The 22,023-nt window shown below is 68.1% G+C and carries 16 protein-coding genes; 12 read left to right on the top strand and 4 right to left on the bottom strand.

Features of this window, described 5'->3' with window-relative positions; genetic code table 11:
* Positions 1-105: 105 nt before the first annotated feature.
* Positions 106-1,134, top strand: coding sequence for a 6-phosphofructokinase (locus SALPAC2_RS0109465; RefSeq protein WP_018216420.1), 1,029 nt, complete (start codon positions 106-108; stop codon positions 1,132-1,134).
* Positions 1,135-1,204: 70 nt separating this feature from the next.
* Entirely contained in the window at positions 1,205-2,023 is an 819-nt protein-coding gene (proC, locus tag SALPAC2_RS0109460; RefSeq protein WP_018216419.1) for a pyrroline-5-carboxylate reductase, read from the top strand.
* Between the two features lie 170 nt (positions 2,024-2,193).
* Here the strand turns inward: proC and SALPAC2_RS0109455 are convergent, their stop codons facing one another.
* Positions 2,194-6,477 carry a GH92 family glycosyl hydrolase gene (locus tag SALPAC2_RS0109455; RefSeq protein ID WP_018216418.1) on the bottom strand — a complete coding sequence of 1,428 codons (4,284 nt, stop codon included), beginning with the start codon at positions 6,475-6,477 and terminating at the stop codon, positions 2,194-2,196.
* A gap of 305 nt (positions 6,478-6,782) precedes the next feature.
* Between SALPAC2_RS0109455 and SALPAC2_RS0109450 the strand changes: the two genes are divergently transcribed.
* From SALPAC2_RS0109450 to SALPAC2_RS0109430, 5 genes are all read left to right on the top strand, one after another.
* Entirely contained in the window at positions 6,783-8,024 is a 1,242-nt protein-coding gene (locus SALPAC2_RS0109450) for an ABC transporter substrate-binding protein (RefSeq protein WP_018216417.1), read from the top strand.
* A 105-nt stretch (positions 8,025-8,129) separates the two neighbouring features.
* A complete protein-coding gene (locus SALPAC2_RS0109445) occupies positions 8,130-9,026 on the top strand; it encodes a carbohydrate ABC transporter permease (RefSeq protein WP_026184574.1) in 897 nt (298 codons plus the stop codon).
* A complete protein-coding gene (locus SALPAC2_RS0109440; protein ID WP_018216415.1) occupies positions 9,023-9,916 on the top strand; it encodes a carbohydrate ABC transporter permease in 894 nt (297 codons plus the stop codon). Before SALPAC2_RS0109445 ends, SALPAC2_RS0109440 begins: the two co-directional genes overlap by 4 nt.
* Position 9,917: 1 nt before the next feature.
* A complete protein-coding gene (locus SALPAC2_RS0109435) occupies positions 9,918-11,195 on the top strand; it encodes an AGE family epimerase/isomerase (protein WP_018216414.1) in 1,278 nt (425 codons plus the stop codon).
* Entirely contained in the window at positions 11,192-12,154 is a 963-nt protein-coding gene (locus tag SALPAC2_RS0109430) for a carbohydrate kinase family protein (protein WP_018216413.1), read from the top strand. The genes SALPAC2_RS0109435 and SALPAC2_RS0109430 overlap by 4 nt, the downstream gene beginning before the upstream one ends.
* A 58-nt stretch (positions 12,155-12,212) precedes the next feature.
* Here SALPAC2_RS0109430 and SALPAC2_RS0109425 read toward each other — a convergent pair whose 3' ends face one another.
* Positions 12,213-13,229 carry a LacI family DNA-binding transcriptional regulator gene (locus SALPAC2_RS0109425; RefSeq protein WP_018216412.1) on the bottom strand — a complete coding sequence of 339 codons (1,017 nt, stop codon included), beginning with the start codon at positions 13,227-13,229 and terminating at the stop codon, positions 12,213-12,215.
* Positions 13,230-13,630: 401 nt separating this feature from the next.
* On the opposite strand from SALPAC2_RS0109425, the gene SALPAC2_RS0109420 reads away from it, so the two are divergent.
* The 4 genes from SALPAC2_RS0109420 to SALPAC2_RS0109405 all read left to right on the top strand — a co-directional run bounded on the left by SALPAC2_RS0109420 (position 13,631) and on the right by SALPAC2_RS0109405 (position 18,564).
* On the top strand, positions 13,631-15,253 hold the full coding sequence (locus SALPAC2_RS0109420) for a glycosyl hydrolase family 18 protein (RefSeq protein ID WP_026184573.1): 1,623 nt from the start codon (positions 13,631-13,633) through the stop codon (positions 15,251-15,253).
* A gap of 140 nt (positions 15,254-15,393) precedes the next feature.
* On the top strand, positions 15,394-15,882 hold the full coding sequence (locus SALPAC2_RS0109415; protein ID WP_018216410.1) for a hypothetical protein: 489 nt from the start codon (positions 15,394-15,396) through the stop codon (positions 15,880-15,882).
* Positions 15,883-16,001: 119 nt separating this feature from the next.
* Positions 16,002-17,408 carry a class II 3-deoxy-7-phosphoheptulonate synthase gene (locus tag SALPAC2_RS0109410; protein ID WP_026184572.1) on the top strand — a complete coding sequence of 469 codons (1,407 nt, stop codon included), beginning with the start codon at positions 16,002-16,004 and terminating at the stop codon, positions 17,406-17,408.
* Between the two features lie 136 nt (positions 17,409-17,544).
* Positions 17,545-18,564 carry a threonine aldolase family protein gene (locus tag SALPAC2_RS0109405; protein ID WP_018216408.1) on the top strand — a complete coding sequence of 340 codons (1,020 nt, stop codon included), beginning with the start codon at positions 17,545-17,547 and terminating at the stop codon, positions 18,562-18,564.
* A gap of 20 nt (positions 18,565-18,584) precedes the next feature.
* Here SALPAC2_RS0109405 and SALPAC2_RS0109400 read toward each other — a convergent pair whose 3' ends face one another.
* Complete coding sequence (locus SALPAC2_RS0109400) at positions 18,585-19,448, bottom strand: deoxyribonuclease IV (protein ID WP_026184571.1); 864 nt, start codon at positions 19,446-19,448, stop codon at positions 18,585-18,587.
* Positions 19,445-21,427 (bottom strand): Stk1 family PASTA domain-containing Ser/Thr kinase, encoded by a 1,983-nt coding sequence (gene pknB, locus SALPAC2_RS0109395; RefSeq protein ID WP_018216406.1) that lies wholly within the window; start codon positions 21,425-21,427, stop codon positions 19,445-19,447. Before pknB ends, SALPAC2_RS0109400 begins: the two co-directional genes overlap by 4 nt.
* Before the next feature lie 183 nt (positions 21,428-21,610).
* Here pknB and SALPAC2_RS0109390 point away from each other — a divergent pair, with 183 nt between their 5' ends.
* Positions 21,611-21,991: an Rv2175c family DNA-binding protein gene (locus SALPAC2_RS0109390; RefSeq protein ID WP_018216405.1), complete on the top strand. Its 381-nt coding sequence runs from the start codon at positions 21,611-21,613 to the stop codon at positions 21,989-21,991.
* Positions 21,992-22,023: the final 32 nt, after the last annotated feature.

Genomic DNA, 22,023 nt, shown 5'->3' with positions numbered 1-22,023 from the left:
TGACGGCCCGCCCCGGGCCGGCAATGGCGCCGATGGTCTGTTTCGACACATATCCTGGGGCTTAACCGGGCTTTACCCAATTGTTCCCAGGAGGATGAGCAGATCATGCGTATCGGCGTGCTCACCGGCGGCGGCGACTGCCCCGGTCTCAACGCGGTCATCCGGGCGGTGGTTCGGAAGGGCGTGGCCAACTACGGTCACGAGTTTGTGGGCTTCCGGGATGGCTGGAAGGGCCCGCTCGAGGGGCTTTCTCGCCCGCTGGGGATCGCCGAGGTGCGGGGCATCCTGCCGCGTGGCGGTACGATCCTGGGCTCCTCCCGGACCAACCCGTTCAAGATTGAGAACGGCGTTGAGCGGATCAAGGAGAACCTCGCCGCGCAGGGCGTTGACGCGCTGATCGCGATCGGCGGCGAGGACACCCTCGGTGTCGCCACCAAGCTGCACGAACTCGGCGTCAACGTCATCGGCGTGCCGAAGACGATCGACAACGACCTCGGCGCCACCGACTACACCTTCGGCTTCGACACCGCGGTCAACATCGCGATGGAGGCGATCGACCGGCTGCACACCACCGCCGAGAGCCACCACCGCACCCTGGTGGTTGAGGTGATGGGTCGGCACGCTGGCTGGATCGCCCTGCACGCCGGTCTCGCCGGTGGCGCCAACGTGATCCTGCTGCCGGAGCGGCAGTTCGACGTGAACCAGGTTGCCGACTACGTCGAGAAGCGTTTCCAGCACCAGTACGCCCCGATCGTCGTGGTCGCCGAGGGCGCCCACCCGCTCGAGGGGCAGATGGTCCTACACAACCAGGAGCTGGACGCCTTCGGCCACGTCCGCCTCGGTGGCGTCGGCCAGTGGCTCGCCGAGCAGCTCGAAGCCAAGACCGGCAAGGAAGCCCGTACCGTCGTGCTCGGCCACATCCAGCGTGGGGGCACCCCGACCGCCTTCGACCGGGTGCTCGCTACCCGGCTCGGCCTCCAGGCGATCGACGCCGCGCACGAGGGCGACTGGGGCAAGATGGTGGCGATGCAGAGCACGGACATCGTTCGCGTGCCGCTGGCCGAGGCCACCCGCGAGCTGAAGACCGTGCCGCTGGAGCGGTACGCCGAGGCCGAGGTCTTCTTCGGTAGCTGATCGTCAACCGGTGCGCGGTGGGGTCCACGGCCCCACCGCGCACCGGCCTACGCGGGAAGAGGTGAGGCCGGTGGCGGAAACCGTGCGCCCGGTCGCGGTCATCGGGGCTGGCAAGATCGGTGAGCTGGTGCTCTCCGGCCTGCTGCGCTCGGGCTGGCCGGCGGAGCGGCTGCTGGCCACCACCCGGCGGCAGGCGCGGGCCGAGGAGCTGGCTCTCCGCTACGGCGTACGGGTGGTTGACAACCACACCGCGGTGGCCGAGGCCGAGGTGCTCGCGATCGCGGTCAAACCGCAGGACGCGGCGGCGCTGCTGGACGAGATCGGCCCGAAGATTCCGGCCGACAAGCTGGTCATCTCGCTCTGCGCCGGCCTGCCCACCAGCTTCTTCAGCCGGCGGTTGGCCGCCGGCACCCCGGTGGTGCGGGTGATGACCAACACGCCGGCCCTGGTTGACGAGGCGATGTCGGCGATCTCCGCCGGAGAGCACGCCACCGCCGCGCACCTGGCCCTGGCCGAGGAGATGTTCACCCCGCTCGGCGGGACCCTGCGGGTCCCCGAGTCGCAGCAGGACGCGGTGACCGCGTTGTCGGGTTCCGGGCCGGCGTACTTCTACCTGCTGGTGGAGGCGATGGTTGACGCGGGCATCCTGCTTGGCCTGCCCCGGCAGGTCGCCCATGAGTTGATCGTGCAGACCGCGATCGGGTCGGCGGTCATGCTGCGCGACTCCGGCGAGCACCCGGTCAAGCTGCGGGAGGCGGTGACCTCGCCCGCCGGCACCACCATCTCCGCCGTCCGCGAGTTGGAGAAGCACGGGGTGCGGGCGGCGCTGTTGGCCGCCTTGGAGGCGGCCCGGGACCGGGCCGGGGAACTGGCCGCCAACGTCGACTGAGCGGCAACGGACACCGGTGGCGAGGAGACCGCCACCCTGGCCGCGCGGTACGCCGCACCGGGAGTAGGCCGGCCGCGCTGACCACCGCCGGGCCGGCAGCGGGCCCCGAGGGGCACCCTCGTGGCCGGCAGCAGGGCCGGCCACTGTGCCAGCGGCCGGCCCCGGAATCGTTACAGGTCCCCACACTGCCCGGAGGTAGGTCCCCGCACCGAGTTCGGCACCCCGTTGTCCGTGGGCGCGACGGTGTTGCGGGAGCAGGACAGGGGTCCGCCCACCGACGCCGCCGCGATCACCGGCGCCTGGTTCTGCGTCAGGACCGCCGATCCGCCGACGGTGGTGCGTTCGATGCTCACCTCGCCGGTCACCTGGGACACCGCCAGCGCCCCTCCGAGCTGGACCTCTCGGAGCACCACCGCCTCGGCCCCGTTGGCGGCGATTGGACCGGAGATGGTCGAGGCAACCGCGTGGAGCGCGGCACCGGATCGCACCGTCACCGGCCCGTTGACAGTCGCCTCGGACAGGCACGTCACCCCGGAGTCGACCTTCAGCGGCCCCGTGATGGTGCCGTTCACCGTCTTCGTACACGAGGGGGAGGGCGTGGCGAGTAACTCGACCTCGGCGAGGACGGGGACGGAGTCACCGCTCTCGGGCGTGAGCCGGTAGTGCAGGTACCGCCCGGGTCGGTCTACGGCGAAGGACCGGGTCTGCAGTCGCCAGGTGAACTCCTCAGCGACACGACTGTCGATGGTGGTCCAGGTGTCTCCGTCGTAGGAGCCCTGCAGCTGCCAGCCCACCGGGTCGGTCCCGGTGTCCGGCCCCGACGTGAGGGTGTAGTGCGTGACCCGCTCCGGGGCACCCGCTACCGCCCACTGCACCGGCGCCGCCACCGAAGCCGAGGTGGTGGAGGTGTTGTCGGCCAGCGCCGCGGGACCGCCGGTCACCGCGATGTCGGACATTGGTCGGGGGGTCGCACCGGAGGGAGTGAGGGACGGGGGGAGGTCCGCTTCGCCGCTGCCCCAGGAAGACGGTTGCGAGCCCATGCTGAAGTCCAGCACCGCGCCACCGGCCAACACCTCGTGTGAGATCGAGGTCTGGTGGTACGGCTTCCCGTTGACCTTGAGGCCCTGTACGTAGACGTTGTCGGCGCTGTTGTTCGGCGCGTTGACGACGATCTTCTTACCGTTGTCTAGGTGCACGGTGGCCTTCGTGAACAGCGGTGAGCCGATCACGTAGTTCTCGCTACCCACCTGGAGCGGGTAGAAGCCCAGCGCGCTGAACAGGTACCACGCCGAGGTCTCGCCGTTGTCCTCGTCGCCGGCGTACCCCTGGCCGATCTCACTGCCGATGTACAGCCGGGACAGCACCTCTCGTACGATCTTCTGCGTCTTTGCCGGCTGGCCGGCGTAGTTGTACATCCAGGGAATGTGGTGCGACACCTGGTTACTGAAGCCCCACATGCCCATCCGGACGTCCCGGGCCTCCCGCATCTCGTGGATGATCCGGCCGTACGAGCCGGGGAAGGTCCCCGTCTCCGGCGTGGCAAAGAATTCGTCCAGCTTCTCGGCCAGCGCCTCCCGCCCCCCGTACAGGCTGGCGAGGCCTTCGCCGTCGTGCGGGACGTGGAAGGCGAAGTTCCACCCGTTGGTCTCGGTGTAGTCGTGCTCGTGCCCCCACACGTGCGGCTCGTACGTTTCTGGCGTCGACTTCCACTGCCCGGACGCGTCGCGCCCCTGGAAGAACTCGATCGCCGGGTCGAAGGTGTGCACGTAGTTGAGTGCGCGGCTGCGGAAATACTCCGCCTCCTCCCGGTAGCGGGACCGGTCGGCTTCCGGGGTCTCCGGGTCCTCGGCCAGCTCGGCGGCCATGTTCGCGATGCCGAAGTCGTTGATGTAGCCCTCCAGCCCCCAGGAGACGCCTTCGGAGACCGCGGTCGAGGTGTATCCGTGGAAGATCGACTCCGGTAGGCCCTTCCGGCCGACGCTGCTGTTGTTGGCGTTCCCGGGTGGCACGACGGTGGCGTTGCGCACCGCCGCGTCGTACGCGGCCCGGACGTCGAAGTTGCGTACCCCCTTGACGTACGCGTCGGCGAACGAGACGTCCGAGCTGGTGCCGGTCATCAGGTTCCGGTAGCCGGGAGCCGACCACCGCGACACCCAACCACCGTCCCGGTACTGCTGGACGAAGCCGTCAACGAGCTCACCGGCGGTGGTGGGGCTGAACAGCGCGTACGCCGGCCAGGCGGTGCGGTAGGTGTCCCAGAAGCCGTTGTTGACGTACACCTTTCCCGCTACCACGTCCGCGCCGGTCTCGGTGGGTGTGGTCCCCGGTGGCAGGGTGCTCGAGGTGGACGACTGCACCGCGTGCTTCCACACCGGGGCGGTTGCCGTTCCGACGTTCTCATGTGCGGAGTTTGGGTAGAGGAAGAGCCGGTAGAGGTTGGAATACAGGGTCACGAGTTGCTCGTCGGTGGCACCTTCGACCTCGATGACCTCGAGCTTGTCATCCCAGAGGTCCTGGGCCCGGGCGCGGACGGTGTCGAAGGTGTCGTCCTCAGCGATCTCCAGCGCCAGGTTTTTCCGAGCCTGGTCGAGGGAGATCAGCGAGGTGGCGATCCGGAGTGTTACGACCTTCGACGTTGAGGTGTCGAAGGCCAGGTAGCCGGTCACGTCGTCGCCACCGCCACCGGTCAGCCCGCCGTGGGCGACGACGGGGTGGTCCACCGTGCCGTAGACGAACATCCGGGTGGCGCCGCTGCCCAGCCGGGTGTCGGAGTAGCCGGTCACGGTTCCGTCGGGGTTGAGGTTCAGGCCGCCCTGGTTGTTGAGGTTGTCGAAGATCAGGTTGCCGCGGTCCCCGGTGAAGGTGAATCGGAACATCGCCGCGTGGTCGGTGGGAGTGATCTCCGTCTTGAGTCCGTTGTCGAAGGTCACGCCGTAGTAGTGGGGCCTGGCGGTCTCGTTGTCATGGTGGAAGGCCAGTGCCCGCGCGGTTCTGTTGGCGTTCGGTTTGTCGCTGCTTGCCGCGGGCATGATCTGGAAGGTCTGCCGGTCACCGATCCACGGGCTGGGCTCGTGGCTGGCGGTGAACGCCTGGATCGTCGGCCGGTTGTCCGCGTTGTTGTCCCGCTGGTATTGGTAGACCCAGCTGTTCGAGCCGGCGTCGGTCATCGGCGTCCAGAAGTTGAAGCCGTGCGGCACCGCGGTCGCCGGGAAGGTGTTCCCCCGGGAGAAGTCACCGGTGGAGTTCGTCCCGCGGGTGGTCAACGCGTAGTCGGAGAGCCGGTCGTAGGCGGGGCGCTCGGGGCTCCCGGTCACGCGGATGTCGTCCACCCAGCCCCGGAAGGTGGCGGGGCCGATGCTGCTGTCGTACCCGATCAGAATCCGATCGATCCGCTTCCCCGCGGCCACCTCACCGAGCGACGATCGTTTGCTGTTCCACTGGTCGGCGTAGAGCGACTTGGTGGTCCCCTGCTTCGACGGGTGTAGACCGAAGCCGTACTGGTCAACCGGGTTCAGGTCGCTGAGGTAGGTGCCGTCGTCGAAGGCCAGGTCGACCGCGGCGTAGGTGCTCGGATAGTCGAGATCGCCCTGGGTCAGCTCGGGGAAGATCAGGTACGACAGTTCGCTTGTCGGGGTGACGTCGATGGCAACATCGAAGATCTTGTTGTAGGCGTAGCCGCGTCCGTCAACGGTCTGTCCCCCCGAGTAACGCAGCGCGTGTTCGCCGCTCCAGCCAGCGTTGGCCTTGGCGGTGGGGCTTCCCGCGGGTCCGTTGTCAACGACGCTGTACATCGGGGTCGGCGGCTTTGGGGTGGTGTCGCCGTTGGAGAGCTGGAGATCCGCCAGCTGGACGATGTCTGCGCCGTGGTTGGCCGTGATGTCTAGGCGGTAGTGCGAGTACTCGGTGTCGTTGTTGAACCGGTACTCCTTGGTCTGGAATCGTTCGGGGAAGTCCTGCCCGGTCTGGGCGTCGAGGGTGACCCAGGTGTCGCCGTCGGTCGACCCCTGTAGCTCCCAGTCCTGCGGGTCCCGCTCCGGTACGTCGTTGGCGGCGGTGAGCGCGTAGTGCACCACCGTCGCCGGCGTCTCGAGCTGGGCCTGTACCCAGCCGGTGGGCTCGAAGACCAGCCACTTGGTGGACGCGTCATTGTCGATGACCCGCCGGACGGTTTCGTTGGGCGGGTTGTCGCCGTTGGCGGTTACCTCGGCAATCGTGTCATTGATGTTGCCGGGGATTCCGCCGGAATCTGGATTCCCGGTTACGCCGGACATCTTGGGTTTTCCGGCTGCGTCGGTTTCCACGGTGTTGGTCCACGTCGGCTGCGAATCGTCGGAATCGAACGAGGAGAAGAAGTCGGTGTCGAGCGACGGTGCCGCCGCTGCTGGCAGTTGGGTGCCCGGTATTGCCAGGCCAACCGCGAGCACGGTGGCGATCGCCCTCCGGTGTCTGCCCACGTGATCCTCCAGGGGGTCGTCAAGCGTGCGGGGGTCACGCTTGAGGGTCGGAGAAAGCGTGTCGGCCGTAGACAACGTTGTCAATAGGTTGGTGACCGTCTCGGGTGCGACTCGGTTGGCGCAATTCATGATCGCCGGGCCAGGGTGGCGGCAATAGGGGAGTTAAGTGGTTTTTGGCGGGTCGCCTCGTGATGTCATCGTTACTTTTTCGTAGCTGGGTCGATGTTGACGAGGGCTGGCCGCAGCGAAAGTGTTGTGGCCCTCAGACAACGATGTCACCCGTAGCGGGAGGAAGCATGGGCAGGATGCGTAGGGCGGCCGTCGCCGCGGTTGGGGCGCTCGCGTTGCTGTCGCCCGCCGCTTGCGGTGGTGCCGACAGCGGGGCCGACCAGGAGGTGGAGGTCTTCACCTGGTGGGCTGACGGAGGCGAGAAAGCCGGCCTCGACGGTCTGGTCGCTGCCTTCGACGAGCAGTGCGACTACTCATTCGTGAACGGGGCGGTGGCCGGCGGCGCCGGTTCGAACGCCAAGCAGGTGTTGGCCTCCCGGCTCCAGCAGGGCGATGCGCCGGACACCTTCCAGGCCCACGCCGGTACCGAGCTGTCGGACTACATCGCGGCCGGTCAGATCGAGGATCTCAGCGCCCTGTACGAGGAGTGGGGCCTAACCGAGGCGCTGCCGCCGGGCCTGATGGACAACCTCAGCGTGGACGGCAAGGTCTACTCGGTTCCGGTGAACATCCACCGCTCGAACGTGCTCTGGACGAACAAGTCGGTCCTGGCCGATGCCGGTATCACGGCCGAGCCGACGACGCTGGCCGAGCTCTTCACCGCGCTCGACACGTTGAAAGCCGCGGGCGTCAGCGCGCCCCTCGCGATCGGCAAGGACTGGTCCCAGCTGATGCTGCTGGAGGCGGCCCTGATCAGTGACCTCGGCCCGGAGAGCTTCACCGGCCTCTGGACCGGTGCGACCGACTGGAACAGCCCCGAGGTCACCCAGGGTCTGGAGAACTACAGCCGGCTGCTCAGCTACACCAACACGGACCGGGACACCTACGACTGGACCGACGCCGGCAAGCTCCTGATGGACGGCAAGGCCGGCTTCTTCCTGATGGGGGACTGGGCGCCGAGCGACTTCGAGACCAAGGGCTTCACCGACTTCGGCCACCTCGCGTTCCCGGGTAACGGGGGCACCTTCCAGTGGCTGGCCGACTCCTTCGTGTTGCCGCAGGGGGCGAACAACCCCGAGGGCACCAAGTGCTGGCTGAAGACGGTCGGCAGCGCCGAGGGGCAGCAGGCGTTCAACATCAAGAAGGGCTCGATCCCCGCCCGTACCGATGTCAACGAGGCCGACTACCCCGCCTACCAGCAGTCGGCCATCCAGGACTGGAAGACCGGCACGCAGGTCCCGTCCTGCGCCCACGGTGCCGCCTGCTCGCAGGGCGCCATCGAGGCGGCGAACTCCGCGATCGGCAAGTTCTCCAGCGACCAGGATCTGGCGGGGCTGCAGCAGGCGATGTCCGCCGCCGCCGCGCTCGGCAAGAACTAGAACGGCTCGCAGTTCCGGTAACCGCACGGCTGGCGCTCTCGCGCGGTCGTGCGGTTACCGGTCCCGGTTGACCCTCGTCCGTCCGAACCCACCCAGGAATCTGCCATGCTTACTCGCGTCCGGCGATGGGGACCCGGCCTTCTGCTGATATCCCCTTCGTTACTCCTGCTTGGAGTCTTCGTCTACGGCCTCATTGGTTGGACGATAAAGGTATCGATGTCCGATCGGCACACTGCCGCTGAGTCGGACGGATTCGTCGGACTGAGTAACTATGTCGATCTGTTCACCAACGACATCAATGGCCGGTTCCTGCACTCCCTACGGAATCTGCTGATTTTTACCGTCGTCTTCCTGCTCGGCACGATGCTGTTGGGCCTGCTCTGGGCGTTCCTCCTGGAGCGCGGGGTACGGGCAGAGGGGCTGTTCCGGACGGTCTACCTGTTCCCCATGGCCGTCTCGTTCGTCGCCTCCGGTGTGGTCTGGCGCTGGCTGATGAACTCCGGGCAGGGCGACGACGCTGGCGGTCTGAACGCGATCTTCGGGCAGCTGAATCTTGACTTCCTGCAAAACCCTTGGTGGACCGACCCGGAATGGGGCATGGTCGCCATGGCGGTCCCGGCGGTCTGGCAGCTCTCCGGCTACGTCATGGCGCTGTTCCTCGCTGGGTTCCGCGGTATCCCGGCGGAGCTACGCGAGGCGGCCGCGGTCGACGGGGCCAGCACCTTCCAGCTCTACCGGCGGGTTCTCTTTCCGCAGCTGACCCCGGTGGCACTCTCCGCCTTGATCATCGTCGGACACATGTCCATGAAGATGTTCGACCTGATCATGTCTGTCTCCGGCGCCCAGTGGTTGACCGAGGTGCCGGCCGTCTACGTCTGGCAGACCCTGTTGACCAGTGACTACGCCAAGGCCTCGGCGATCTCGGTGATTCTGTTGCTGCTGGTCGCGCTGGTCATCGTGCCCTACCTGGTGCAGACGATGAGAACGGAGCGACGTTCGTGACCACCACAACCACTCAGCGGACGTCCCCACCGGCCGTCGCGGCGCCGCCCCCACCGCGTCGCCGTCCCGCCGCCGGCGTAGTCGGGCGCACCCTCCGGTACGGCGTGCTGCTGCTCTTCCTGCTCATCGTGCTGATGCCGGCGTACGTCCTCGTCGTGACCAGCTTCAAGTCGGGCTCTGATATCGGCGTGAACGGGCAGTGGAATCTGCCCGAGCAGTGGAGCACCGAATCGTGGGCCAAGGCGTGGGAGGCCCTGGGCCCGTCGTTCGTCCGGACCTTCCAGCTCGCCGTTCCGGTCGCGTTGATCTCTTCGCTGCTCGGTGCGGCGAACGGCTTCGTCCTGTCCCGGTGGCGGTTTCCCGGTGCGGACGTCGTGTTCACCCTGATCCTGTTCGGGATGTTCATCCCCTACCAGGCGGTGATGATCCCGCTGCGGGATGTGGTCAGCACCCTCGGTATCGCGCCGGGTATTCCGACGTTGATCTTCGTGCACTGCGTCTACGGCATCCCGATCTGCACGCTCATCTTCCGTAACTACTACGCCACCACGGTGCCGGTGGAGATGGTCGAAGCCGCGTGGGTCGACGGTGCGGGCCTCATCCGTACCTTCCGGTCGATCATCCTGCCGGTGTCCATTCCGGGCTTCGTGGTCGCCGTGATCTGGCAGTTCACCTCGGCGTGGAACGACTACCTGTTTGCGATCTTCCTCTCCAACACCCGTAACGGGCCGATCACGATCGCGCTCAATGCACTCGCGGGAGCTCAGTCCCCCGACTACGCGGCCTCGATGGCCGGGGCGCTGATCACCTCGCTGCCCACTCTGGTTGTCTATGTATTCCTGGGTCGCTGGTTTATCGGTGGCCTGATGGCAGGATCGGTGAAGAGCTGACATGACCGAACATCTCTCCGGCCGGGGGCCGACGCTAACCGGCCCGGCCCCGGACCCCGCCCATCAGCAGCTCCTCGCCAACCAGCGCGCCGCGCTGCTGCGCGCCGCGCGCGCCTCGGTTCGGCCCGAGGGAGGGTTCTGGTGGTTGGGCGAGCATGGCGAACCTGACCCGCGCCAGCCGCTGCACACCTGGATCGCCTGTCGGATGACCCACGTCTTCGCCCTGGCACACCTACAACAGACCCCGGACACCGCCGACGCGGTCGACCACGGCGTCGCCACGCTGCGCAGTACCCTGCGGGACGCGCGGCACGGCGGTTGGTTCAGCGCCGTGGAATTGGGCGGGGAACCGGTCACGGACCGGAAGTCCGCGTACGAGCACGCCTTTGTCCTGCTCGCCGCGAGCAGCGCGACCCGCGCCGGCCGGCCCGGCGCCGACCAGCTCCTGGCCGAGGCGATCGCGGTGGTGGGCGAGCGGTTCTGGGACGAGACCGCCGGTCGGACCCGGGAGTCGTGGAGCCGGGACTTCTCCGAGCTGGAGCCCTACCGGGGTGCGAACAGCAGCATGCACATGGTCGAGGCGTTCCTGGCCGTCGGGGAGGTCACCGGGGACCGCCGCTGGGCGCAACGCGCGCTGGCGATCTGCGAGCACCTGGTGCACGGGGTGGCCGCCCGACACGACTGGCGGCTGCCCGAGCACTTCACCGCCGACTGGGAACCGCAGCTGGACTACAACCTGGACCAGCCCGCGGACCCCTTCCGGCCGTACGGGTCCACGGTGGGCCACTGGCTGGAGTGGGCGCGACTGCTGCTACACCTCGAGACCGCGCTCGTCGCACCACCGCACTGGCTGCTCGAAGACGCGCGCGCGCTCTTCACCGCGGCGGTCACCCGGGGCTGGTCGGTTGATGGGACGGACGGATTTGTCTACACCCTCGACTGGTCGGACCGGCCGGTGGTTCGGTCCCGGATGCACTGGGTGCTGGCCGAGGCGATCGGGTCGGCGGCGACCCTCTGGCGGCGCACCGGCGACCACTACTACGAGCACTGGTACCAGACCTTCTGGGACTACGCCGTACGCCATCTCATTGATGCGAAGACCGGAGAGTGGCACCACGAGCTGGACGAGCTGAACCAGCCGGCGAACCAGGTCTGGCACGGCCGTCCCGACGTTTACCACGCGTACCAGGCTGTCCTGCTGTCCCAGGCCCCGATAAAGCCCAGCCTCGCGGGTCTGTTCGACCCGATGGGGACCGATCAGGTGGAGGTAGACCGGTGATCGCGGTTGTTGGTGAGGCGCTGGTCGACCTGGTCGCCGAGGACACGGCCGGGAGCTACCGAGCCGTACCCGGCGGCTCACCGGCCAATGTCGCACTCACCCTGGCCCGGCTCGAGCAGCCGGTCCGGCTGCTCGCCCGGCTCGGTAGCGACGGCTTCGGCCAGCGGATCCGGGACCACCTGCACGCCAACGGAGTCGATCTGACCTGGGCGGTTTCCGCGGTCGAGTCAACCTCACTGGTGGTCGCCACGCTCGACGACTCCGGCCAGGCCACCTACCAGTGCTACCTGACCGGGACCGCCGACTGGCAGTGGACCACGGCCGAGCTACCGAGCTTCGAAGACACCGGGCTTACCGCCCTGCACTCCGGCTCCCTGGCCCTGGCCCTGGCGCCGGGTGCGGCGGTGGTGGAAGATCTCTTCGCCCGGGAACGGGACCGCGGGGCGCTCACCCTCTCGATCGACCTCAACCTGCGTCCCACCATCGTCCCCGACCGCGTCGGGGAGCAGCGCCGGGTGGAGCGACAGGTCCGCTCCGCGCACCTGGTCAAGGCGAGCGAGGAGGACCTTGACTGGCTCTACCCGGACCGCACCATCGAGCAGGTCATGGCCGAGTGGCGGGCCGCCGGGGTGGCCTGCGCGGTGGTGACGCGCGGCGCTGCCGGCAGTCTTCTGCTGGCACCGGACGGGGCGATGTACCGACAGCCAGCCCGGCGGGGTGAGGTGGTCGATACCGTCGGTGCGGGCGATTCGTTCACCGGCGGCCTGCTCGCCGCCCTCGCGGACTTCGGTGCGCTCGGCGACCAGCCCGGTGCCCGTCTCGCGGCCGTCACCCCGAACCAGTGGCGCCAGGGGCTGCACCAGGCCAGCACCGTCGCCGCGCTCACCTGCGGCCGGCGGGGGGCTGACCCACCCACGTTTGCCGATGCTGTCGCGGCGTTCTCCCCGGGGCCAGCGTAGCGATCTGGGCCCGGCCGGCGGGAGCGTCGGCCGGGCCCGTTGGTGCTCGGGGGTGACGTCAGCGCCGGCCGCGGTGAACCAGCTGCGTCGGCAGGACCGAGGTCGACGGCCACGACCGGTCTCCACCGATGCGTTCGAACAGTTGCTCCGTCGCGATCCGTGCCAGTTCACGTTGGTCGTGGGCGATGACGGTCAACGGTCGCGGCATCAGATGGGACAGTTCAAAATCGTCGAAGCCAACCAACGCCGCGTCGCTGCCTCGGCCATGAAGTTCCTGGAGTGCGCCGAGGGTGAGGCGGTTGTTGGCGCAGAAGAAGGCGGTGGGCTGGTCGGCGAGGCCGAGCATGTCTGCCACCGCCCGGCTGGCCTGTTCGGGACCCGCTATTCCACTCCGCACCAACGCCTCGTCGTACGGGATTCCGGAGCCCGACAACTCGGCCTGCACGCCGGCCAGTCGCTCACGCATTGTGTAGACGTTCAAGGAACCCAGCAATAGGCCGATCCGTCGGTGTCCGGCGTCGAGTAGTGAGCGGATTCCGGCGCGACTTCCGCCCTGGTTGTCTAGGAGGACCACATCGGCGAGGAGCTGTCCGGGCGGTCGGTCGATAAACACCGCCGGAAGGCCCAGCTCCACCTCCCGGCGCAGAAAGGAGTGGTCTGTTCCGGCGGGAACCACGAGCAGGCCGTCCACCCGGCGTTGGACCAGCTCCAGCAACAGCGTGCGCTCGCGGTCCGGATCCTCCTCGGAGGAGGCGGTGATCAGCAGCGTCTGGTGTGCCGCCGCGATCTCCGCCGCGACACCCGCGACCGTCGCGTAGAACGGGTTGGCGATTTCTTCGATGAGTAGGCCGATCGTCGCGCTGAGCTGCCGGGATCGGAGATTACGGGCGATGCCGTTGGGCCGGAAGCCCAAGTCGGAGATGGCAGTCAGCACTCGTTCGGCAAGTTCGGGGCCGACGGTTGGTTCGTTGTTGACTACGCGGGAGACGGTCTTCAGACTCACACCGGCACATCGCGCGACGTCCACCATCGTGGGCCGTCGAGGCTGGGGCGGTTTGGCCGGGTGATGCAGCATGTGCCGTCCTTGTCGGTCCGGGTCGCCGGCTCGATGGGATGGACCGAAAGATAGCTGGACTTTACCAATCGCTCTACTGCGAACCAAACCGCTTCAGCGGATGTGCGAAAGAGCCGCTCCGCGGGTGCGGGAGGGGCTCCCTTCCGGGTGTGCATTTCCGGGGAACTGTTTCGGACCGGGCTTCTGAAGCAAAAGCGAATTTTCCGTCATGCGTGGCATTTCAAACTTTATGGGTCGCTCGGTTTGTGTCGGGGCTGCGTCCAGCAGATGTACGGACGGTTAAGCCGGCGTTATCCGGGGCGTTCGATTGCGACGTGTGTGAACTTCTTGACGAATTTGTGGTCTGTGAGTAACGTCTCATAATCATTAGAAAAGTTTCCTAACTATTTGAGGGGTGTTACATGAAGAGATCACTTCGCCGGGCTCTCTGGGCCGGCGCCGTAGTCGTGCTGGCGGTCGCGGCTGTTCCGATGGCCTCCGCGTACGGAGCCGGCAGCGTCACCGCCACCTTCAACCAGGTGCAGGACTGGGGGAGCGGCCACTCGGCGAGGGTGACGGTCACCAACGGCTCAAACGAGTCGGTGAGCACCTGGCGGATCGAGTTCGACCTTCCTGCCGGGACCAGCATCGGCGTGTTCTGGGACGCCGACGTCACCCGCACCGGGAACCACTACGTCGCGGTCAAGAAGAGTTGGGCCGGGCCGCTCGCCCCGGGTGCCAGCTTCAGTTGGGGGTACAACGGGACCGGCCCCTATCGAGCGCCCCTGAACTGCACGATCAACGGTGTTGCCTGTTCCGGCGGGTCTGCCCCACCGACCACGTCACCCCCGACCACATCACCTCCGACGACCGCGCCGCCGACCACACCGCCCCCAACCACGCCGCCCCCGACCACCGCACCCCCCAGTGGTGACCACAAGATTGTCGGCTACTTCACCCAGTGGGGTGTCTACGACCGTGACTACCACGTCAAGAACATCCACACCAGTGGCTCAGCATCGAAGCTGACCCACATCATGTACGCCTTCGGTAAAACGGAAGGTGGGCGCTGCGGGATCGGCGACAGCTACGCCGACTACGAGAAGGCGTACACCGCGGCGGGCAGCGTGGACGGCGTCGCCGACACGTGGGATCAGCCGTTGCGGGGGAACTTCAACCAGCTGCGCAAGCTCAAAGCGATGTACCCGCACCTCAAGGTGATCTGGTCCTTCGGCGGCTGGACCTGGTCCGGCGGGTTCACCCAGGCAGCGCAGAACCCGACGGCCTTCGCCGAGAGCTGTTACAACCTGGTTGAGGACCCCCGCTGGGCGGACGTCTTCGACGGCATCGACATCGACTGGGAGTACCCGAACGCCTGCGGCCTCACCTGTGACTCCAGCGGACCAGCCGCGTTCAAGAACGTGGTGGACGCGCTGCGTGCCCGGTTCGGCCCGTCGGCCCTGGTCACCGCCGCGATCACCGGTGACGCCAGCAACGGTGGCCGGATCGACGCTGCCGACTACGCCGGCGCTGCGCCCAACCTTAACTGGATCATGGCGATGACCTACGACTACTTCGGCGCCTTCAGCCCGCAGGGTCCGACCGCCCCGCACTCGCCGCTCTACTCGTACTCCGGTATCCCGCAGCAGGGCTTCTGGTCCGACGCGGCGATCCAGAAGCTGAAGAGTAAGGGGGTCTCGGCCGACAAACTGCTGCTCGGCATCGGCTTCTACGGTCGAGGTTGGACCGGTGTCACCCAGACGGCGCCAGGTGGCACCGCGACCGGACCCGCTTCCGGCACCTACGAGGCGGGCTTTGATGACTACAAGGTTCTGAAGAACACCTGTCCGGTAACCGGAACGGTCGGTGGCACGGCGTACGCCAAGTGCGGCAACAACTGGTGGAGCTACGACACCCCGTCCACCATCGGCGGCAAGATGACCTACGCGAAGAACGAGGGTCTCGGCGGAGCGTTCTTCTGGGAACTCTCCGGTGACACGACCAACGGTGAGCTGATCAGCGCCATTGAGGGCGGTCTCGGCTAGCTCGGTGATGCCCGATCGACCCGGGTGGGGGAGGGGCGACGGATCGCGCCCTTCCCCGCCCGTGTCGGTTGGACCGGCGCTCCGGCCGGTGTGACAGACTCGCCGGTCGATGGTCGGAATCCATGGCGTTCGGAGGTGGCATGCGTACGGCGTACCGGAGGCTGGTGCTCGGCGTGCTCGGCGGGAGTTTGCTGGTGACCCTCCTCGGTTGCAGCGCGGACGGGCCGACGGAGTCCGCCGAGGAGGCGCCCGCGGTCGAGAGTGCGACCAAGGCGCGGGAGCGGGTGCAGGCGTACCTGGATGCGGTAGCGGCCAAGGACGTGGCTGCCGGGCGTAGCCAGTTCTGCGCCGTGATGCATCCGGCGTTCGACGCCGTCGCCACCGGACCGAGCGGTGACTTCGCTGACCACTTTGAGGTGTCGCAGGCACAGATCACCGAGGTCGGGCCCGGTCCGCGGGGTGAGGAGGTCAGTGCGACGGTGTCGGTGACCGCGGGTGCGGACGAGCTGGTCCGCCCGCTGCTGTTCACGGTCACCCGGGACGGGGCTGACTGGTGTATCGCGAGTGAGACATCCGGCAGCACGGAGTCCGCCTCGGCCGGGACTCCTGAGCCGACCGAAACCCCCTGATGTGGCTGTTCCCACTGCCGGCGCCCGACCCGGTTCGAGTTCGGTGACGGATCTCTCACCTGGCGGAACGGCCCCCCTCGCGGGTTCGGTGCCGGATCCGTCGCCGTAGGCTTTCTAGCATGCGCCAAGAGTGGCATCAGCTGAGCCATCCCGCTGTCGGTAGTCCGGTGCTGCAGACCAGCCGGCCGACCATCGATTCCGCCGAGGACGCTGCCCTCGGCCTGGACCGTTGGCGGGACCTGCCGCGGGCCCAGACCCCGCCCTGGTCGGACGCTGCGCAGGTCGCTGAGGTCTGCAAGGTGTTGGAGGACGTCCCGTCGGTCGTGGCCCCGTACGAGGTTGATCAGCTGCGGCGCCAACTCGCACTGGTCTGCGAGGGTAAGGCGTTCCTGCTCCAGGGTGGGGACTGCGCGGAGACCTTCGCCGACAACACCGAGAGCCACCTGCTCGCCAACGCCCGTACCTTGCTGCAGATGGCGATCGTGCTGACCTACGGCGCCTCGTTGCCGGTGGTCAAGGTCGCCCGGGCGGCCGGTCAGTACACCAAACCCCGGTCGCTGCCGACCGACGCCCGCGGCCTACCGGCCTACCGGGGCGACATGATCAACTCCTTGGACGCGACGCCGGAGGCGCGGGTTGCCGACCCGCAACGCATGATCCGGGCGTACGCGAACTCCGCCGCCGCGATGAACATGCTCCGTGCCTACCTTGCTGGCGGGCTGGCGGACCTGCACGCGGTGCACGACTGGAACAAGGGCTTCGTGCGGAACTCGCCGGCCGGCGAGCGGTACGAGGCGATCGCCCGGGAGATCGACCGGGCGCTGGCCTTCATCCAGGCATGTGGGATGACCGAGGACGAGGCGTTGCGGACCGTCACCCTCTACTGCTCCCACGAGGCGTTGGCCCTGGAGTATGACCGGGCGTTGACCCGTGTCTCCGACAGTCGGGCGTACGGGCTCTCCGGGCACCTGCTCTGGGTGGGTGAGCGTACCCGGCAGCTCGACGGGGCGCATATTGACTTCATCTCCCGGATCGCGAACCCGATCGGGGTGAAGCTCGGCCCGACGACGAAGCCGGACGACGTCATCGAGCTGTGCGAGAAGCTCAACCCGGACAATGTTCCGGGCCGGCTGACCCTGATCAGCAGAATGGGCAATCACCGGGTCCGTGAAGTCCTGCCGTCGCTCGTCGCCAAGGTCACCGCCGCTGGCGCCAAGGTGGTGTGGCAGTGCGACCCGATGCACGGCAACACCCATGAATCGTCCAACGGCTACAAGACCCGGCACTTCGACCGGATCGTAGACGAGGTGCTGGGCTACTTCGAGGTGCACCGTGGCCTGGAAACCCATCCCGGCGGGCTGCACGTCGAGCTGACCGGTGAGGATGTCACCGAGTGCCTCGGTGGTGCCCAGGGCATCGGCGATGTCGATCTGCCCGATCGGTACGAGACCGCCTGTGACCCGCGGCTGAACACCCAACAATCGCTGGAGTTGGCGTTCCTGGTAGCCGAGATGCTCCGTGGCTGACGCGAGGAGTGAGCTTGCGAGCCCCGGAGTCGGCGGCCGGTGGGGATGATGGTGGCTGACGCGAGGAGTGAGCTTGCGAGCCCCGCAGTCGGCGGCCGGTGGAGGCTCCGTGGCTGACGCGAGGAGTGAGGACGTCATGATCGATCTGCGTTCGGACACTGTCACCCGCCCGACCGAGGGAATGCGGGAGGCGATGGCCGTCGCCGAGGTGGGCGACGACGTGTACGGCGAGGACCCTACGGTCAACGCCCTGGAAACCGAGGTCGCGGCGCTCTTCGGCCATGAGGCGGCGCTGTTCTGCCCGACCGGGACGATGGCCAACCAGATTTCGCTGCAGCTGTTGGTGCCACCCGGCGGCGAACTGCTCTGCGACGCGGACGCGCACGTGGTGACGTACGAGATCGGTGCGGCTGCCGCGTACGGCGGCATTTCGTCGCGGACCTGGCCGGCGGTCGGCGCGGCGGTTGACCCGGACGTGGTCGCTGGCATGATCCGGCCCGACGGCTACTTTGCGGTGCCCACTCGGGCGGTCGCGGTGGAGCAGACCCACAACCGGGGCGGCGGTGGGGTGATCCCGCTGGCGGCTCTGAATGAGCTGCGTCGGGTCGCCGACGCGGCTCAGGTCGCGGTGCACTGTGACGGTGCTCGAATCTGGCACGCGCACATCGCCGACGGGGTACCGCTGGCCACCTACGGCGTGCTCTTCGACACCCTGTCCGTCTGCCTCTCCAAGGGGCTTGGCGCGCCGGTCGGCTCGCTGGTGGTCGGCAGTGCCGACAAGATCGAACGGGCTCGGTTCATCCGGAAGCGGATGGGCGGTGGCATGCGGCAGGCCGGGATCCTCGCGGCTGCCGGCCGGTACGCCCTGGCGAACCAGGTGCAGCGGCTCGCCGAGGATCACGCGAAGGCGACCCGGCTCGCCGACGCGGTCGCCCCGTTCGGGGTCTTGGCGGCCGAGGTGCGTACCAACCTGGTCCCGTTGGATCTCACCAAGACACCGATGAACGCGCACACCTTCGCCGCAGCGGTCCGTGCGGAAGGGGTGCTGGTCAGTGTGCTCGGCCCGGGTACCGCCCGCCTGGTCACCCACCTGGGTGTGGACGATGCGGCGATCAACCGCGCGATCGACGTCCTCACCCGTGCCCTGCGTACCTGATCCGTACCGCGGGTCGGGGGTCAGGTACGCAGTCGCTTGAGAACGGCTACGTCGCTGGCGTGGCCCACGTGTTTCTCGGTGGGCGTTTCCACCACCATCGGCACCCCGGAGGTCGCTGGGTGGTGCATCAGCTCGGCGAAGGCTGGCTCCCCGATGGTGCCCTTGCCGATGTTCTCGTGGCGGTCCCGGGTGGAGCCGCAGAGGTCCTTCGAGTCGTTGGCGTGTACCAGCCGTAGCCGGTCCGCCCCCACGGTGTGCACCAGCGTGTCGAGGGTGGCGGTCATGCCACCTTCGACGGACAGGTCGTGCCCGGCGGCCCAGGCATGGCAGGTGTCGAAGCAGACACCGAGCCATGGGTGCCGGTCCACCGCATCCAGGTAGGGGCCGAGCTGTTCTACCCGGGCGGCGAGCGAGCGCCCGCCACCGGCGCTCGGCTCGACCAGCAGCATCGGCCCGTCCGTGTCACCGGCGGTGTCCAGCAGTGGCAGCAGCATTTCCCGGACCTGGCGCATCGCCGTGTCGGCGTACCCGGCGTCCACCGCGCTGCCGGCGTGGAAGACCACTCCCTGGGCGCCGATCGCTGTCCCTCGGCGTAGCGCGTGCGCCAGGGTCAGCGCTGACCGCTCCACCGTCGCCGCGGTGGGCGAGCCGAGGTTGACCAGCAGGGACGCGTGGATGAATACCGGCACGCCACGCTCGGCGCAGCCGGCGCGAAACAGTGCGTCTTGCGTCGGGTTGCCGGGCGGCAGTGCCCAGCCCCGCGAATTGGACACGTAGACCTGGGCGACCTCGGCGCCCGTCGCGTCCAGGTAGGGCAGGGCGGCTTTCGCCAGCCCGCCCCCGGTCGGTGTGTGCGCGCCGACCGGCCGCACTGTCGTCGTCACAGGCAGCCGATGGTGATCTGGGTACCGGGTGGTACCTGCGAATTCTCACCGGGTGTCTGGAATCGGACGGTGCCGTTCTCGTTGAACTGCACCGCGACGGGGAAGGGCTGCCCCTCCAACACCTGTTTGGCCTGTTGGCACGGCATGCCGATCACGCGGGGGACGACAACCTGCGGTGGGCCCTGGCTGATCTCCAGGCTGACCTCCGCCCCCTTCTCCACGCCAGCGCCGTCGGCTGGACTCTGCCCGATGACCTCGTTTTGGGGCTTGTCGGACTCCTTCACCGTCGGCGGTTCCACGAGTACCAGCCCGAGCTGATTCAGGATCGAACGGGCCTCGTCCAGGGGCTTGCCGACCAGGTTCGGCACCGAGATGGGCGCCCTGCCCTTGCTCAGAGTCACCGTGACCTCGTGTCCGGGCTTGACCTCGGTGCCCGCCTCCGGGTCGGTGGCGACCACCATGCCCTCCGGCAGGCTGTTGTGGTAGCTGGTGGAACCCTTGATCACTTCCAGGCCGGCCTCGGTCAGGTCAGTCGCGGCCAATTCGAATTCTTTGCCGACGACATCGGGCACCGCGAACTGCTCGGGACCCAGCGAGAGGGTGAGGGTGATCGTGCCGCCCTTCACGATGCGGGAGGCGGAGGCCGGATCCTGGGACAGTACGGCGTCCTTCGGCACCTGGTCGTCGTGGCGCGGGTCGGCGTACTGGAGGACCAGACCGGCCCGCTTCGCCTGTGCCTCCGCGGCGGCCTGGTCCAGGCTCACCAACTCTGGGGCCTGGGTGAATCGGCCGACGCCGACCCACCAGCCACCCACCGCGGCAATCAGCCCCAGCATCACGACGACAGCGGCCACCGCAAGCCGGCCGCGCTGCTCACCCATCAGCCGACCGGGCAGCGGGGCCAACCGGGACCAGACACTCTCGTTTTCGACCGCCCGTCGTCGGCCACCCCGCGGGGCCTCCTCGGGTAACCGGGCCCAGGCGGGGCGCTGCGCCGGCCGTACGGCCGCGACCACCATGGTCGGGTCACTCACCGGGGGCTGCTCGGTCACCCGGCGCAGCACCGTGGTGTGGGTATTCGGGTTGCCCAACCCTTCCCGAGCCGCCTGTACCTGGGTGAGCAGCGCACCGGCGTCGGCCGGGCGGGCACCGGGATCGCGCCGGGTGGCGCGGACGACCAGGTCATCGAGGGCCTTCGGTAGCCCCGGCACCAGGGTCGACGGTGCCGGCACATCCTGTCGGACATGCTGCCAGGCCACCTCGACCGGGCGATGGCCGTCATAGGGCACGCGGCCGGTGAGCATCTCGAACAGCACGATGCCCGCGGAATAGACGTCGGTGCGCGGGTCGGCGTGCCCGTCGGTCACCAATTCCGGTGCCACATAGGCGATCGTGGCCATCAGCTGGTTGGCCTGTGCGTCGTCGGCGCTCGCCTCCACCGCCTGGGCCAATCCGAAATCGGCGACCTTCACCACGCTGTCGACCAGGTTGGCCGCACCTCCGGTCGGTGCCTCGGCGACCAGCACGTTTTCCGGTTTGACATCCCGGTGGACGAGCCCGGCCCGGTGTGCGGCGGCGATCGCGGCGAGCATCTGTTCGGTGATCGCGAGCGCCTCGTCGGGGTTGAGTCGGTGCCGTTCGGCGAGCACATCGCGCAGCGTGCGCCCGCGCACGTACTCCATGACCAGGTATGGCCGGTCGGCGTGGATGCCCTGGTCGTAGACCGCGACGACGTTGGGATGGGTCAGCCGCGCGATGGTCTTCGCCTCGTCGGCGAAACGGTCCACGAATCCCGCTGTCCGCCCCTGGGCCTCCGGACCCGGCGTGGGATGGATGATCTTAACTGCGACGGTGCGATCGAGGCGCTCGTCGGTTGCTGTGTATACAGTCGCCATGCCACCCCGGGCGACCCGACCGCGGATGCGGTAGCGCCCGTCGATCAGTGAGCCCAGCAACGTGTCGGCGACCTGTGTGTCCATCGGCAGGAAGTCTATGCGTCCAGGGGTAGGTGGTTGGACACCGATGCTACAGGCCGGCAGTGACGTTTGAGTCCGGTGACCCGCCGGATGGCCGTTTCTGCAGCTCCGGTCGGTGCGCGACGGCCCTGATCTGGGGCGTGGGGGCGTTCGCCCGATGCCGGGGCGGCGTGGCAGGGTGGTCGGGTGACCGACTCCGTACCCGCTGGCGAGCCCGCCGTGAGCCCTGCTGCCGAACCGACCGCGTGGCTGACCCTGCCGGCTGTCGCCGAGCGCCTCGACCTGACGATCAGCAAGGTCCATCAGATGATCCGGGACCGGGAGCTGATCGCGGTCCGCCGAGACGGTGCCCGTCGGGTGCCGGCGGACCTGGTGGCGACCCGAGGGGTGCTCAAGCATCTACCCGGGGTGCTGAACCTCCTCGCCGACGCCGGCTACGACGATGAAGAGATCCTGCGCTGGCTCTACCAGCCCGATGGCACCCTGCCCGGCGGCACCGCCGCCGTGGCGCTGGCCGGCGATCAGGCCCGCGAGGTCAAACGTCGCGCCCAAGCCCTCGGTTTCTGACTCGGGGTTCCCCGCCCGGTCCGGTCGAGGTC

It is taken from the genome of Salinispora vitiensis (assembly GCF_000378825.1).
Classification (GTDB): Bacteria; Actinomycetota; Actinomycetes; order Mycobacteriales; family Micromonosporaceae; genus Micromonospora; species Micromonospora vitiensis.
This window is presented reverse-complemented; position numbering and strand designations above follow the sequence as displayed.

Coding starts and splice junctions, on each gene's coding strand:
- SALPAC2_RS0109465 (WP_018216420.1), top strand. CDS start 106: ATGCGTATCGGCGTGCTCACCGGCGGCGGCGACTGCCCCGGTCTCAAC.
- SALPAC2_RS0109450 (WP_018216417.1), top strand. CDS start 6,783: ATGCGTAGGGCGGCCGTCGCCGCGGTTGGGGCGCTCGCGTTGCTGTCG.
- SALPAC2_RS0109445 (WP_026184574.1), top strand. CDS start 8,130: ATGCTTACTCGCGTCCGGCGATGGGGACCCGGCCTTCTGCTGATATCC.
- SALPAC2_RS0109435 (WP_018216414.1), top strand. CDS start 9,918: ATGACCGAACATCTCTCCGGCCGGGGGCCGACGCTAACCGGCCCGGCC.
- SALPAC2_RS0109425 (WP_018216412.1), bottom strand. CDS start 13,229: ATGCTGCATCACCCGGCCAAACCGCCCCAGCCTCGACGGCCCACGATG.
- SALPAC2_RS0109420 (WP_026184573.1), top strand. CDS start 13,631: ATGAAGAGATCACTTCGCCGGGCTCTCTGGGCCGGCGCCGTAGTCGTG.
- SALPAC2_RS0109415 (WP_018216410.1), top strand. CDS start 15,394: ATGCGTACGGCGTACCGGAGGCTGGTGCTCGGCGTGCTCGGCGGGAGT.
- SALPAC2_RS0109410 (WP_026184572.1), top strand. CDS start 16,002: ATGCGCCAAGAGTGGCATCAGCTGAGCCATCCCGCTGTCGGTAGTCCG.
- SALPAC2_RS0109405 (WP_018216408.1), top strand. CDS start 17,545: ATGATCGATCTGCGTTCGGACACTGTCACCCGCCCGACCGAGGGAATG.
- pknB (WP_018216406.1), bottom strand. CDS start 21,427: ATGGACACACAGGTCGCCGACACGTTGCTGGGCTCACTGATCGACGGG.